This is a genomic window from Streptomyces sp. NPDC058534 (genome assembly GCF_042717365.1).
Taxonomy (GTDB): Bacteria; Actinomycetota; Actinomycetes; order Streptomycetales; family Streptomycetaceae; genus Streptomyces.
In genome coordinates this window covers 28,359-41,939 of the sequence record NZ_JBHXNW010000079.1, presented here as the reverse complement: position 1 = coordinate 41,939, position 13,581 = coordinate 28,359, and the positions used below count along the sequence as shown (strand labels likewise).

16 protein-coding genes and 1 pseudogene are annotated in these 13,581 nt (G+C 73.9%); 8 read left to right on the top strand and 9 right to left on the bottom strand.

Annotated features, from left to right (window positions below):
* Positions 1 to 145 precede the first annotated feature (145 nt).
* On the bottom strand, positions 146 to 1,006 hold the full coding sequence (locus ACFWR9_RS34770) for an NmrA family transcriptional regulator (protein ID WP_383849406.1): 861 nt from the start codon (positions 1,004 to 1,006) through the stop codon (positions 146 to 148).
* 82 nt (positions 1,007 to 1,088) lie between these two features.
* Between ACFWR9_RS34770 and ACFWR9_RS34765 the strand changes: the two genes are divergently transcribed.
* On the top strand, positions 1,089 to 2,021 hold the full coding sequence (locus tag ACFWR9_RS34765) for an AraC family transcriptional regulator (RefSeq protein WP_383849404.1): 933 nt from the start codon (positions 1,089 to 1,091) through the stop codon (positions 2,019 to 2,021).
* Positions 2,022 to 2,031: 10 nt separating this feature from the next.
* A complete protein-coding gene (locus ACFWR9_RS34760; RefSeq protein WP_383849402.1) occupies positions 2,032 to 2,721 on the top strand; it encodes a helix-turn-helix domain-containing protein in 690 nt (229 codons plus the stop codon).
* On the opposite strand, the gene ACFWR9_RS34755 is transcribed toward ACFWR9_RS34760, so the two are convergent.
* Entirely contained in the window at positions 2,701 to 3,105 is a 405-nt protein-coding gene (locus ACFWR9_RS34755) for a VOC family protein (RefSeq protein ID WP_376347370.1), read from the bottom strand. The two genes, ACFWR9_RS34760 and ACFWR9_RS34755, sit on opposite strands and share 21 nt — an antisense overlap.
* A 142-nt stretch (positions 3,106 to 3,247) precedes the next feature.
* Here ACFWR9_RS34755 and ACFWR9_RS34750 point away from each other — a divergent pair, with 142 nt between their 5' ends.
* Together ACFWR9_RS34750 and ACFWR9_RS34745 are read left to right on the top strand one after the other, a co-directional pair.
* Complete coding sequence (locus ACFWR9_RS34750; RefSeq protein WP_383849399.1) at positions 3,248 to 3,577, top strand: hypothetical protein; 330 nt, start codon at positions 3,248 to 3,250, stop codon at positions 3,575 to 3,577.
* 83 nt (positions 3,578 to 3,660) lie between these two features.
* Complete coding sequence (locus ACFWR9_RS34745; protein ID WP_383849396.1) at positions 3,661 to 4,305, top strand: hypothetical protein; 645 nt, start codon at positions 3,661 to 3,663, stop codon at positions 4,303 to 4,305.
* A 70-nt stretch (positions 4,306 to 4,375) separates the two neighbouring features.
* On the opposite strand, the gene ACFWR9_RS34740 is transcribed toward ACFWR9_RS34745, so the two are convergent.
* The 5 genes from ACFWR9_RS34740 to ACFWR9_RS34720 form a co-directional block, all read right to left on the bottom strand.
* Positions 4,376 to 5,281, bottom strand: coding sequence for an ABC transporter permease (locus ACFWR9_RS34740; protein WP_383849393.1), 906 nt, complete (start codon positions 5,279 to 5,281; stop codon positions 4,376 to 4,378).
* Positions 5,278 to 6,210, bottom strand: coding sequence for an ABC transporter ATP-binding protein (locus ACFWR9_RS34735; RefSeq protein WP_383849391.1), 933 nt, complete (start codon positions 6,208 to 6,210; stop codon positions 5,278 to 5,280). Before ACFWR9_RS34735 ends, ACFWR9_RS34740 begins: the two co-directional genes overlap by 4 nt.
* Complete coding sequence (locus ACFWR9_RS34730; protein WP_383849389.1) at positions 6,207 to 6,554, bottom strand: transcriptional regulator; 348 nt, start codon at positions 6,552 to 6,554, stop codon at positions 6,207 to 6,209. Before ACFWR9_RS34730 ends, ACFWR9_RS34735 begins: the two co-directional genes overlap by 4 nt.
* On the bottom strand, positions 6,551 to 7,057 hold the full coding sequence (locus ACFWR9_RS34725) for a hypothetical protein (RefSeq protein ID WP_383849387.1): 507 nt from the start codon (positions 7,055 to 7,057) through the stop codon (positions 6,551 to 6,553). The genes ACFWR9_RS34730 and ACFWR9_RS34725 overlap by 4 nt, the downstream gene beginning before the upstream one ends.
* A 146-nt stretch (positions 7,058 to 7,203) precedes the next feature.
* Positions 7,204 to 7,542, bottom strand: a complete 339-nt coding sequence (locus ACFWR9_RS34720; protein WP_383849384.1) for an STAS domain-containing protein — start codon at positions 7,540 to 7,542, stop codon at positions 7,204 to 7,206.
* A 155-nt stretch (positions 7,543 to 7,697) separates the two neighbouring features.
* Here ACFWR9_RS34720 and ACFWR9_RS34715 point away from each other — a divergent pair, with 155 nt between their 5' ends.
* The gene (locus tag ACFWR9_RS34715; RefSeq protein WP_383849382.1) at positions 7,698 to 9,197 is read left to right on the top strand and encodes a carboxylesterase/lipase family protein; all 1,500 of its coding nucleotides are present in this window, start codon (positions 7,698 to 7,700) and stop codon (positions 9,195 to 9,197) included.
* On the opposite strand, the gene ACFWR9_RS34710 is transcribed toward ACFWR9_RS34715, so the two are convergent.
* A complete protein-coding gene (locus ACFWR9_RS34710; protein WP_383849379.1) occupies positions 9,154 to 9,396 on the bottom strand; it encodes a DUF397 domain-containing protein in 243 nt (80 codons plus the stop codon). The genes ACFWR9_RS34715 and ACFWR9_RS34710 overlap by 44 nt on opposite strands.
* Entirely contained in the window at positions 9,393 to 10,211 is an 819-nt protein-coding gene (locus tag ACFWR9_RS34705; RefSeq protein ID WP_383849377.1) for a helix-turn-helix domain-containing protein, read from the bottom strand. Before ACFWR9_RS34705 ends, ACFWR9_RS34710 begins: the two co-directional genes overlap by 4 nt.
* An 85-nt stretch (positions 10,212 to 10,296) precedes the next feature.
* Here ACFWR9_RS34705 and ACFWR9_RS34700 point away from each other — a divergent pair.
* The 3 genes and pseudogenes from ACFWR9_RS34700 to ACFWR9_RS34690 form a co-directional block, all read left to right on the top strand.
* A pseudogene (locus ACFWR9_RS34700) lies at positions 10,297 to 10,719 on the top strand (ATP-binding protein); the annotation flags it as partial.
* A gap of 70 nt (positions 10,720 to 10,789) precedes the next feature.
* On the top strand, positions 10,790 to 12,673 hold the full coding sequence (locus ACFWR9_RS34695; RefSeq protein ID WP_383849375.1) for a helix-turn-helix domain-containing protein: 1,884 nt from the start codon (positions 10,790 to 10,792) through the stop codon (positions 12,671 to 12,673).
* A 208-nt stretch (positions 12,674 to 12,881) separates the two neighbouring features.
* Positions 12,882 to 13,397, top strand: a complete 516-nt coding sequence (locus ACFWR9_RS34690) for a hypothetical protein (protein ID WP_383849372.1) — start codon at positions 12,882 to 12,884, stop codon at positions 13,395 to 13,397.
* The last annotated feature ends 184 nt before the right edge of the window (positions 13,398 to 13,581 follow it).

The following is a 13,581-nucleotide window of genomic DNA, read 5'->3' as shown; positions in this document are numbered from 1 at the left end:
ACCAGAATCAGCAGAAAACGCATTCAATCGGAGGAAACCTGGCCCGAAACCCTGCCGATCAACCACACATCTGATAATTAGCGATACTCGGCCTGCTTAAGCGAAAGCCCCAACAGTTGAAGACCCTCGCGGCGGGCAGGCGCCCTCAGGCCCCGCCGGACTGCTCCGGGTCCCACGTCCCCGTCGCCGCGCCCTCGCGGACGAAGTCCCCGAAGTCCCTCGGCGCGCGGCCCAGCACCTCCTCGACGCCGTCCGACAGATGGGCGTTGCGGCCGTCGAGCAGCGAGCCGAACAGCTCCACGAGGAACGCGGCCTCCTCCTCCGGCACGCCGAAGGCGGCCAGGTTCTCGCCGTACTCCCGCGCCGAGACCGCCCGGTACGTCAGCGCGCGGCCCGTCTCCTTCCCGATCTCCGCGACCGCCTCCCCGAAGGTCAGCAGCCGGGGCCCCGAGACCTCCAGTATCCGCCCGGCGTACCGGTCACCGGAGGTCAGCGCCGCCACCACCACGTCCGCGACGTCCCGCAGGTCCACGAACGGCTCCGAGACCCCGCCGGCCGGGAAGACCAGTTCCCCGCGCTCGCGCAGCTCCGAGACCAGCGGGCCCTCGCTGAAGTTCTGCGCGAACCAGGCGGACCGCACGACCGTCCAGTGCGCCCCCGCCTCCGCCAGCGCCTCCTCGGCGGGCCGCGCCCGCTCCTCGCCCCGCGCCGACAGCAGCACCAGCCGCCGTACGCCGAGCCCGGCCGCCTCCCGGGCGAACGCGCCGACAGTGTCGGCGGCGTCGGGGGCGCCGACGTCGGCGGGATGGACCAGATAGGCCGCGTCGGCGCCGCGCAGGACGTCCGCCCAGGTCGACCGGTCCCACCAGTCGAAGCCGGTCGCCCGGGACGCCGCCCGCACGGCATGCTCGGCCGCCCGCGCCGCCTCGGCCACCCGCCGTCCAGTACGCCCGGAGGCCCCCGTCACGACGATCGTCATCTTCTCTCGCCTGCTCGTCTGTGTCATGACCTCAGTCAACTGCCGGGTGCCGCACCTTCCCATCGTCGAACGGCTCGCCCGCATGCGTGTGCGTCTACGCTGTCCGGTCATGGACGCACTCGCCGGTCTGCTGGAGGGGCCCCGGGCTCGTGGGGCGTTCATGATCCGGGCCTGTTTCGATCCGCCGTGGGCCGTGCGGGTCGAGGACCGGGCGCCGCTGACGGTGATGCTCGTGGTCCGCGGGGACGCCTGGGTCGTGCCGGACGCGGGGGAGCGGGTGCGGCTGCGGGCCGGTGATCTCGCCGTCGCCCGCGGGCCCGAGCCGTACACCTGCGCCGACGACCCGGCCACCGCCCCGCAGGCGGTGATCCTGCCGGGCGGCGCGTGCAGTTACCCGGACGGGCGGCCCCTCAACGGCTCGATGGACCTCGGCGTACGCGCCTGGGGCGACCGGCCCGACGGCGCGGCGGTGCTGCTGATCGGCAGCTACCTGGTGCGGGGCGAGATCGGTGGGCGGCTCCTCGACGCCCTGCCCCCGCTGCTGTCCCTCACCTCCGACGCGTGGGACAACCCGCTCACTCCCCTGCTCATGACGGAGGTCGCGCGCGACGAACCGGGCCAGGAGGTGGTCCTGGACCGCCTCCTCGACCTGCTGGTCATCGCCGCGCTGCGGGCCTGGTTCGCCGGTCCGTCCGGCGAGGCGCCCGCCTGGTACCGGGCCCTGGGCGACCCGGTCGTCGGACCCGCGCTGCGGCTGCTCCAGGACGACCCCGCGCACCCGTGGACGGTGGCGTCCCTCGCTGCGAAGTCCGGGGTGTCCCGCGCCGCACTGGCCCGGCGCTTCACCGACCTGGTGGGCGAACCCCCGATGGCGTACCTCACCGGCTGGCGCCTCGCCCTCGCCGCCGACCGGCTGCGGGACAGCGAGGACACCCTCGGCGCGATCGCCCGCCAGGTCGGCTACGGCAGTGCGTTCGCCCTGTCCACCGCCTTCAAGCGGGTGTACGGCGTCAGTCCGCAGGAGTACCGGGCACCGGCGTAACCTGGCACGCGTGTACGCGGAACGGGCCTCCCGGCTGACCGGCGCGGTGGTGTGGACCAATACCCCGGCCGGGCCGGAACCGGGACGGGTCCTGCCCGACGGCTGCATGGACCTGCTCTGGCACGACGGCCGCCTCCTGGTCGCCGGACCCGACACCCGGGCCCACGTCACCGAGGGCAGCCCGGCCCCCTGGGTGGGCGTCCGCTTCCCTCCCGGCACCGCGCCCGCGCTCCTCGGCGTCTCCGCCGGCGAGCTGCGCGACCGGCGCGTCGACCTCACCGACCTCTGGCCGGCCGCCCGCGCCCGGCAGCTCGCCGCGCGGGTGAACGCGGCCGCCGATCCGGCGAGCGGCCTGGAGGAGGCCGCGCTGTCCCGGGCGGCCGAAACACCGCCTCCCGACCCGCTGCTGCGCCGGATCGTCGCCGCCCTCGACGCGGGCCGCCCGGTCGCCGCCACCGCCGACGCACTCGGCATCGGCGCCCGCCTGCTGCACCGGCGCTCCCTGGCCGCCTTCGGCTACGGCCCCAAGACCCTGGCCCGGGTACTGCGCCTGCAACGCGCCCTCGCCCTGGCCCGCGCCGGCACGCCGCTGGCCGAGACGGCCGCCCGGACCGGCTTCGCGGACCAGGCCCATCTGGCGCGGGACGTGCGGGAACTGGCGGGCCTCACCCCCGGCGAACTACTCGGCGGCGGCCGCTAGCGGCGCGAACAGGTCCACACCGTGGCCGTCGGGGTCGCCCAGCACGGCGTACCGCTGACCCCAGTCCGCGTCCCACGGCTTCTGCTCGCCGTGGCAGCCGGCGGCGGTCAGTTCGGCGTAGAGCGCGTCGACCTCGGCGGGTGTGTCGCACAGCAGGGCGAGTGAATGGCGCCCGCCCCCGGCCGGCGGCTGCCACCCGGGCATGAAGGACTGGACGGACTCCTCGGTGTCGAGCAGCAGCCGGATGCCGCCCGGCAGTTCGGCCTCCGCGTGCGGCTGCCCCTCGCAGCCGTCGGGGAACGCGAAGCCGAGCCGGCGGTAGAAGGCCACGGAGGCGGACATGTCGGAGACGACGAGGCTGATGGCGTTGAATCGTGCGGTCATGGCGCCACCGTAGGCAGGGCGCGCCGCGCGGGTCTTGAAGAATTCGGACACCGGCGCCGGTGACGGGCGTCCACGGGCGGGTTGGCTCAGGAACTCCTCAAGCCACTTGATCCGAAAGGGCCGCGGCATCGACGATGACCGCATGTTCGGACTGAACAAGACACCGGAACTCAACGTCCTCGTCCTGCGCGACGCCGACGTCATCGCCCACGGCATCCGCCAGGCGCTCGCCACGGCGACGCCCGAGGAACGGCCAGGACTGGAGGCGGCCGCCGCCGTCGCCGAGCGGGCCGCCGCGGCCTCCGACGCGGAGCTGCGCGCCCGCTGGGTCCACGAACGCCTCACCGCGGCCGGGCACGAGGGCCCCGTCGACTCCGTGCGGGCCGTCAAGACCCTGCGCGAGGCGGCACCCGGCCTCACTCTGCTCTCGGCCGTCCAGCTCACCAAGGACGCGGCGGCGCACGGCGCCTAGTACTCCGGTACTGCTGGAGTACTAGGACGGACCGTCCGGCGGGGGCGTCCGGCTGTGGAACGCCTGTGCGGCAGGATGGCCGCATGATTCGTCCCACGCGCGTTCTGCCGGTGCTGCTGCTGGCCCCGCTGCTGCTCACCGCCTGCGGTTCCGAGACGGCGGACGCCGACCCTGTGGTGGGCTCCGCCTCCGGTTCCCCCGGCCTGGGTGAACTCGAAGCCCGCGCGGAGTCGCTGGGCGTGGCACCCGAGCTGGTGTACGTCACCGAAGCGCCCGAGTTCGACCTGGCCCAGCAGTCCGTAGGCGTCCTCGGAGACGACGGATTCTCCGCGACTTGGGTCTCCCGCGAGACGGGCGCCCTCCTGCGCCTCTCTGTCGACCGTGGAACGATCACCGAGACCACCTGTCCCGAGCAGCCGGTCGGCGACATGCCGGGCGAGCGCACGAGGTGCGAGCGCGACGGCGACGCCTGGTACCGCACCGGCGCCGGACGCCACGAGTACGCCATGCCCGAGGAGGGGCACGTCGTGCGCGTATCCGGTGAAGTGGATGCCGTACCGCGGGACGTGCTGCGTGACGCCGCCCTTGCCGCCCACCGCCCCGACGCCGCCGAAGCCACCGTCCTCCTGCCCTCCGCCGAACCCGCGCCCACCGCGCCGGTGGAGCGCGGCGACCTGCCCCCGGTCGGCGACGGGGCACCCGACAACAACGTCGACGTGGGCGGCTGAGTCGCGGAGAGGACGAGTACGTGCGCGGTGACACCTGCCCGCGCTGGGCCGGCGACGCCCCTCCGACCTGTTACGAGCCCGCCGACGCGGGCAGCGCGCCGCTCTGCTCGGCCTTGCGGTGGCGCGCGCTCAGGCGGGAGCCGGACTCGCGGCGGGCGGCGCGGCGCAGGAGGGGCACGGCGAGGAGGAAGCCGAGGACGGCCCAGGCGGTCAGGACGAGCGCGACCATGGGCAGTTCCCAGGAGCCGGCCGCCTCGGCGGCGCGCGCGCTGTCCGGCAGCAGGGCCGAACGCAGGCCCTGCGCCATCCACTTGAGCGGGAAGACCGAGGCCACCTGCTGGACCGGCACGGGCAGCGAGGTCAGCGGGAACACCGCGCCGGAGGTGACCAGCAGCGCCATCGTGGGCAGCATGATCAACGCCAGTGCCTCGCGCGGGTTGGGCAGCACCGCGCCGATGGCCGCGCCCAGCGGTACGACGGCGAGCAGCCCGAGCGTGGTGACCCACAGCAGCGTCACCCAGCCGCCCGGCCCCTGCGGCAGCGGCCCGTCCACCAGCAAGGCGGCGAGCCCCAGCAGCACGGCCAGGGTGGCGACCGTCGTGACGACCACCAGCAGGCACTTGGCCACCAGGTAGGCCGGGATCCCGCCGGGCGTCGCGCGCAGCCGCAGCAGGGCGCCCTCCTCCCGTTCGGTCACCAGCATCTGCGGGAGGTTGATCAGCCCGATCTGGAACATCAGGTAGGCGGCGAAGCCCGCGAGCACCAGGTGGGCCATCGGCGTCTGGGTCCCGGGCACGTCGTCGCTGACGTATCCGGCGATGACCAGGGCCACCACCACGTTGGTGAGGTGGCCGGACATCTCCTTGGGGTTGCGCAGGAGGTGGCGCAGCTCGATGCCGCCGCGCAGGAGCCCGGCCCGCCAAGGGGCGCGGACGGCGCGGCGCGCGCCCTCCCGCTCCAGGTGTGTCTCCGTCATGCGGCCCGTGCCCCGCTCTCCGCGATTCCGTCTGCACCGTCCGCACCGTCCGCACGGTCGGTAATACCGACGTCCGACCGGTGCACCATGTGCAGATACGTGTCCTCCAGCGTCGGACGCCGGACCTCCAGGCCGGCGATCGGGCCGTCGGCGTCCCGGTGCAGCTCCCAGACCAGCCGTGAGGGGTCCTCGGTGCGTTCGCGGCGGGGCGTCCCGTCACCGGCCGTCCAGCGGACCTCGGCGCGCGCGGCGGCCCGCCGGGCCAGTTCCGCGGGGGTGCCGTGGGCCCTGATCCGGCCGCCGACCAGCATGGCGATCCGGTCGGCGAGCCGTTCGGCCTCGACCAGGTCGTGCGTGGTGAGCAGGACGGTGACGCCCTCCTCGCGGGCCAGCCGTTCGACCAGGAGGTGGAACTCGCGGCGGGCCTCGGGATCGAAGCCCGTAGTGGGCTCGTCCAGGAACAGCAGCTCGGGGCGGCCGACGATGCCGAGCGCGACGTCCAGCCGCCGGCGCTGGCCGCCGGACAGCCGCTCCACCTGCCGGCCGGCCTGCTCGGCGAGGCCGACCAGGTCCAGCAGCTCGGCCGGATCGCGCGGGTCGGCGTAGTACGTGGCGAAGTGGGTCAGCAGTTCGGCGACCCGCCAGCGGCGGTGGTCGCGCCAGGACTGGAGGACCAGCCCGATCCGGGCCCGCCAGGCGTCGTCGCCCCGCTCCGGATCGGTGCCCAGCACGCGGACCTCTCCGCCGGAGCGCTGCCGGAAGCCCTCCAGGATCTCGACGGTGGTGGTCTTGCCGGCGCCGTTGGGCCCGAGCAGGGCCAGGACCTCGCCGCGGTGCACGTCCAGGTCGACGCCGTGCAGGATGTCGACGTCGCCGTACGCCATGGTCAGGGCGCGTGCCTGGACCACGGGGGTGGGCCGCCCGGTCATCGTGCCGCCTCCGCGGGGTGCTGTGCCTGCGGATCCGCCGCCTCCGGCGGCCCGGCGCCCTCGACGATCGCCCGGAGCGCCGCCACGTGCCCCTCGAAGGCGGTGCGGCCCCGGTCCGTCAGCCGCACCTTGGTGCGCCGCTTGCGGCCGGCACCCTCCTTCCGGATCTCCAGGTACTCGGCCTCCTCCAGGGTGTGCAGCTGCTTGGAGAGCGCGGAGTCGCTGAGCGAGAGGCTGTCGCGGACGAACGCGAAGTCCGCCCATTCGGTGGCGGCGAGCAGGGCGACCACCGACAGCCGGGTGGCGGGGTGGATCAGCTCGTCGAAGCCGCTGGGGACGCTCATCGGCCCGCCTCCACGCGGGCCGCCCGCTCGCCCCGGCCGCGCAGCGCGCCGGTCGACCAGCGCGTCGCCGGACCGACGAACAGCACGAAGACGGCCGCCGACGCCGTCGCCTGGACCAGGCTGCCGGCCAGCGGCGCCAGGGGCTCGACCAGGCGGCCGGCCAGCACCGTCGTCCCGCCCGTCACCACCGCGCCCCCGGCGAACGTGGCCAGGGTCCGCCAGTCGTAGCGGGAGTGGTGCAGCTGCACCCGGCTCCTGCGGTGGTGGGCCACCGCGAGCCAGCCCAGCAGGGCGACGTACGCGAGGGCGGCGAGTACGACGCCCCACGGGGGCAGGTCCAGGCCGAGACCGGCCAGGAAGAGCCACATGAGCGCGGCCGTGGCGTACGTCGCGCGGGGACCGCCGGACGCGGACCGCTCGACCTCGTCGTACACCCGCTCCTGCGGGACCCGGATGCGCTGGAGGTCCTGCCATGCCTGTTCGGCGTTCACCGGTGTGCTCACGGCCACCGCCTCCCCTTCCACGTTTTACTTTCCTGCCGGGAAAGTTACCCTTGACTTTCCCAGCAGGCAAGTCGGGGTGGACGGAGGGAAGAGGACCATGGGGACCGTGGCGGCCGTCACCACCAACTGAACCCCGGACCCGCGGGTCACACCGTGTAGGTGACCACGGTGTCCAGCCCGGCCTGCCGCAGGACCCGGTGGACGGCCGGGCGGGCGCCCCGGACCGTGAGGCTGACCGGCTCGGACGCCCGCGTCACCGCCCGCATCAGCGCGTAGGCGGACGCCAGGTCGATGTGGTCCAGGCCGCTCATCTCCAGGGTCCAGGCGGTCGGCTCCCGCAGCCGCGGGTCCAGGAGCAGTTCCTCCAGGACCTGGAGCGCGTGGGAATCCAGGGTGCCGGAGAAGGCCAGCACGGCGTGCCGGCCGCCGGCCTCGGCGATCCATACGGGTGAGGTCTGAGTGGAGCGATGAGGGTCGACGGTCACGACGGCCTCCTCGGCGGCACAGTGCGGGCGTGCGTGGCTTCCATTGTCCCCCAGTGTCCCCCAGTGGCGCCGAACCGGACGGTCCGGAATAGACAGGGTCGCGGTAACGCTGTGCCATGAGCGGTACGAGAGTGCGGCGAAGGGCTGGTGGGCAGATGACGGCAGACCGGACGAACCCCGTGGTCAGCACGGTGTACGGGGCCGTACGCGGCCGGTACGAGGACGGGGTCGCCGTCTTCCGCGGCATCCCGTACGCCGCACCGCCCTTCGGTCCCCGCCGGTTCCGCCCGCCCGTGCCGCCCGACCCCTGGGACGGGGTGCGCGACGCCGGCTCCTTCGGCCCCACGGCGCCGAAACCGCCGTACTCCGAGGCCTTCGCCCAGTACCTCTCCGACCCGGTGATCCCCGGCGACGACTGCCTCAACCTCAACGTCTGGACCCCCGAGCCCGGCCCCGGCGCCCGGCTGCCGGTCCTGGTCTGGCTGCACGGCGGCGCCCTGACCAGGGGCTCCTCCGCCGTCCCGGTCTACAACGGTGCCACCTTCGCCCGGGACGGCGTGGTCTGCGTCTCGGTCAACTACCGACTCGGCGTCGAAGGCTACGGCCTGTTCCCGGACGCCCCCGCCAACGCCGGCCTGCGCGACCAGATCGCCGCCCTGGAGTGGGTGCGGGCGTCGATCGCGGCCTTCGGCGGCGACCCCGACCGGGTCACCGTCGCCGGCCAGTCCGCCGGTGCCATCAGCACCGGCGCCCTGCTCGCCGCGCCCCGGGCCCGGGGGCTGTTCCGCCGCGCGGTGCTCCAGAGCGGGGCGCCCGAGGCCGCCGACCGCGACAAGGTACGGCGCATGGTCCGCCGGATGGCCGCCCGCCTCCGGATCCCCGCCACCGCCGAGGCGTTCGCCGCCGCCGACCGGGGCCAGTTGCTGCGCGCCCAGGCCGAAGGAGGCCGGTTCAGCAGCCCCGTACTCGGCGGACCCGCCTTCGGCATCGTCGTCGACGGCGACGTCATGCCCCGCGACCCGCTGGACGCGCTCGTCGAGGGCGACGCGGCCCGCGACGTCGACCTGATGATGGGCTGGACCCGCGACGAGTACCGGCTCTGGCTGGTCCCCGGCGGCCTCCTCGAACGCGTCGACCGGCTCGGCGCGGTGGCCCTCGCGGGTGCGCGCGCCCGCTGCCACTGCGGCAACGAGGTCGTACGCGGCTACCGCGCGGCGCACGCCGGTGCCGCCGACGCCGTCGGCCAGCTGGTCACCGACCACCTGCTCCGCGTGCCGCTGCACCGCGTGGCCGACGCGCGGCCCGGATCGTCATACGTCTACGAGTTCGCCTGGCCGTCCAGCCTGCCCGCCCTCGGCGCCTGCCACGCCCTGGAACTGGGCTTCGTCTTCGACTCCGGCGACCTCCTCGACTCCCGCAAACTCGCGGGCGAAGGTGCTCCGCAGGAGTTGGCGGATGCGATGCACGGGGCCTGGGTCCGGTTCGCGGAGTCCGGCGACCCGGGCTGGGCGGCCTGGGACGCCACGCATCCCGTCCGGGTGTTCGGCGAGGGCAAGCCCTATGTGGCGCACGGCCCGCGCGACGCGGAGTTCGACCTGTGGAAGGCCGACGTCACCATGCGAGGAATGCGGTCCAGGCGGTTGGCGCGACGGTGATGTGCGGGGTGGTGTCGGCGGGGGCCGTTTTGGAGTCGCGGATGTGGATGGCGGTGGGGTGCGTGGCCACTTCGACGCAGTTGCCGCCTTCGCTGCCGCTGTGGCTCGACTTGCGCCAGTCGTAGGCGACTTCCAGGCAGTTGCCGCCTTCGTCGCCGCTGTAGCTCGACTTGAACCACTGAAGTGCGGTGCTGCTCATTGCTCTCCCAGGAGACGGTCCAGTAGACCCCGCGTGTCCTCGGGCGTGAGGGCCTGTGATCGCAGCATGGCACATTTCTGCGTGAGGATCGCCACCTCGCCCGGGTCGGCGATCAGTTGGCTGCCGCGTTGGTTCTCCGCGTAGGCCAAGCGCTGATGTTCGGGGGTCTCCAGCAGCACGAACGGGCCGTTGAGCCCTGCGTGACTCGTACGGTCTTGGGGCAGAACCTGAAACATGAGCCCCGGCAGTTCCGTGTACGCGCGCAGGTGTCGGAGCTGCTCGGCCCAGACCTCCCGCCCGCCGATCGGGGCCCGGACGACCGGCTCCCAGACCACGAAGCAGGTGATCGGCGGTTCCTTGCGGTGCAGGATCCCCTGCCGCTCGATGCGCGCCGTCGCCAACTGGGCGATCTTGTCTTCGTCGTAGAACGGCACGCGGCTGCGGAACACCGCCCAGGCGTACGCCTCCGTCTGGAGCAGGCCGGGCAGCACCTGGTTCTCGTAAGAAGAGATCACGATGGCCTCCCTCTCCCTGTCCAGGAACTCCTCCGCCCACAACGGAACCAGATCCACCTCCGGCATCTTGCTCAGCGCGATCGACAACGCACCCTTGGTTTCAAGGAGTTCGTCGAGTTGCTCGGCGAGATCCGGCTTCAGTGGGCGCCTGCCCTGCTCGATCGACGCGATCTGCTGCTCGCCGATGACGAAGCGCTCGCCCAGTGACCGCTGGGTGTGGCCCGCGGCCTGCCGGTAGAGGGCGAGCAGCGCCCCCACCATCTTCATAGCGGAGGCGTTCCTCCGTGTCGTCGTCCCCATGAGGTCGAACTCCCCACCCACGCCCGTACGTCCACCATCGCGCACCCGTACAAACCGGCCGTACGGCCCTGCGCACTGTCTCATCATGACCACGGAGCGTGATCCTCGTCACGTGAACACCGAAACTCAACCCCCGTCCCCACGCGAGCGCTTCTACCGTCGGGAGCGCCGGTCCGTCCCCGCCGCGAGGGCGTTCGCGAGGGAGGCCCTTGCCGCGTGGGGCGTGCGCGGGCGCGTGGACGACGTGCTGCTGTGCGTCAGCGAACTGGCGACCAACGCCCTGGTGCACGGCGTACCGCCCGGCCGGGGCTTCCTACTGAGGCTGGTGCCCTGCGGAGACGGCGTACGCGTGGAGGTCCACGACAGCGGGGACGGCGTACCGGCGGTACCGCAGGCGGACGTTCGGGAGCCCGGGGAGGGCGGGCGCGGGCTGCTGCTCGTGTCGGAACTGGCGGACAAGTGGGGCGTGGGGGAGCGGGATCCCGGCAAGGCCGTGTGGTGCGAGTTTGCCGGGACGGTAGTATCCGTGGGTTCCTCGGGCCCCTCGCCCGCTCCGTTCCCTCCACCGTCGAGCCCTCATGCTGATCGTTCCCGACCTGACCGCCGGCCCCGACCCGGTGCTGCGATTTCCGGAACCCGCCGCGGAGACAGCGGCGGGGACGACGGCGCAGCTCGTGGATGAGGTGGTCGTCTGTGATGCGCACTGGCGCCTCCCGGCCGGCACCCCCAGGGTGCGGGCGGGGCTGGCCGTGCTGCCCGAAGGCGCCGACGGCGCGGAACGAGGGGACGTCGGGTCGGCGCTACGGGAACTCGTCCGCTCGGGAGTGGTCGCGGTGGCGTCCGTGCCGGCCCCTGCCCCCGGACTGGCCGAGGAGGCCGCCCGGGCCGGGGTGCCGGTGCTGATACCGGCGGGCTCCTGGGACGCCCACGAGACGCTGCGCCGGGTGCTGCGCCGGCAACTGAGCGTCGAGCGGGAGTACGCGCGGGCGTCCGCGCGTGTGCTGACGCTCTCCGCGTGCTCGCTCGAGCAGGCGGAAGGCCCGGCGCGGCTGCTGCGGGAGGTGGCCGCCCTCACCGGTGGCACCGTGCTGCTGGTCGAGCCGGGCCAGGCGGACTGGGAACGGCTGGCCGCCGTACAGCCACGGGCGCTGGAGCAGGTCCGGTCCGGGCGGGCGAGCACGGCCGTCGTGCCGTTCGAGGGGCAGGAACTGGTGCTGCACGCGGTGGGCCGTGACCGCCCGCACCAGGTGCTGGCCGCGCTCCGGGCCGAGGGCTGGCCGCCGCATCTGCGGCAACTGCTGGGACACGCGGCGGGGCAGGTGGCACTGCTGGACTCCGCGGCGCGGTACCACCGGGACCGGGAGGTGCTGCGCACCGCGCTGCGGGGCATCCGGGTGTCGGTGCTGCAGTACCTGATGCTCGGCAACTGGGAGGGCGCGGTACGCGTCGCCGAACCGCTGGCCGGACTGGGCGCCGCCGAGGCCGGCGTCGGCGAGGTCCTGTCCGCCGGGCGCGGGGTGGTGGCCGTGGTGCAGTGCGCCCCCGGTGATGACCGTACGAGGGCGGCCTCCGCTTGCGAGGAGGCGGTGGACGGCGGGGGGTTGGTGGTGATGTGCCCGGCGGACCCGCGGCACGTCATCGTGGTGCTTCCGCACGACACGGTCGGCACGGCTCCCGTGGCCGTGCTGCGCCCGGTGGTGGGGCAGGCGCCCGGGCGACTCGCGGGTGTCTCCGGGCCCCGGCCGTGGTCGCAGACGGCCTCGGCCTACGGGGCCGCGGTGCGTGCGCTGACGGCCGCCGAGCGCGACCCGGAGGGGATAGTGCGGGACTTCGGCGGTTCCTCGCTCCTCGCCGTTCTGCCCCCGCGGGCGCGCACGTGGTCCCGCCAGGTCCGCGGCGGGCTGCGGCGGCTGACGGAGGAACAGCGGAGCCAGGCCGTACCGACCGCGCGTCGGGCGCTGTCTTTCGGGGCACTGCGCGCCGGCCGGCTGCTCGGCGTCGACCGCACCACGGCCAACAAGCGGCTCCGGCTGGTCCTGGAGGCGATGGGGCTCGACCATCGCGAGGTCGCGCACCGCGCGGTGGCGGACCTGGCCTTCCAGCTCTCGGACCTGCCGGAACCGCCGGACCACCCGCCGGGGGCGGCGCCGGACCTGCGGTCGCTGCTGCGGGAGGCGCCGGTGGTGGACTGGGCGACGCGTGAACTGACGGCACTGGAGCACGCCTCGGACCGGCGGCTGCTGGCCACCTGGCTGGCGTGCAACTGCCGTGCGGGGGCGACGGCGGCGGCGCTCGGGATGCACCGGAACACGCTCGCGGCCCGGCTGCCGGACGCGGGCGCGCGGCTGAGGCTGCCGTTGCGGGACCAGGGAGCCGCGGCCTACCAGGCGCTGTGGCTGCTGGTGGCCGCCGGACAGGTGCCGGTGACCGCGGTGCCGGATCCGGTGGCGGCGGGCGGCTGACTCCCGACGCGGGCGGGGCACCGACGGAACGCCTCACATGCACAGCCGTCGGCATCGGATGCACAAGGCGGGGCGGCGCTCGGCGTGCCTACGATCCCGGAGTCCGGGCGACGTACGCGAAGACCGGCGCCGAAACGGTTCGTCGGCGTCCATGGTCCCGCCCGGCTCAGCCACACCGCACCCTCGTGCGGAGAACAGGAGCAATTCCGTGCGCGTCTTCCTGCGCAGAGCTGCCGTCACCGCGACCTGCCTCGGCACGCTCGCGGGCGGGGCGGTCGTCATGGCCTCCCCGGCCATGGCGGCGAGCTGCACCGACTACTCGCGGTCCGTGGACGACCGCGGGTACACCGGTCCCTGGCCCGACAACTGGATCCTGAAGTCCAAGATGTGCTCGTACCGTTCCGGTGGCTACATCTACAGCTACGCCAAGCTGTCCTGGGACATGCCCGACGCCCACGGGAGCGCGCCGCACCTGACCTTCGACGGGGCGAGGTTCCGGGTCTACCTCAAGAAGAGCGTCTCCGGTGCGACGGACCCGATCCGTTACTACAAGACCTTCGGCATGGAAGGCCGGATGGAGGACGGGGACGGTTCCTACACCACCCCGACCATCCGCCACGCCATCTCCCGCTACGCGCTCGGCGACGGCGCCTGGAAGCTGGACTGGAACAACGACGGCGACGGCGAACAGCACTACGGGGTCAAGGCCTCTCCCCGGGTCTGATCCCCGGGTCTGACCGGCCGCCCGGGACCGGCGGGCGGCCACCGCCCGTCGGGGCCAGGCGAGGGGAGAGACGCTCCAGCACAGCGGGCGGCCGGCCCACTGGCCGGCGCGGCCCGTGCGGCCGACAACGCGGGGGGTCCTTTGCAGCAGGGCGGTTGCCGCGGACTGGGGGACCACGCATGCA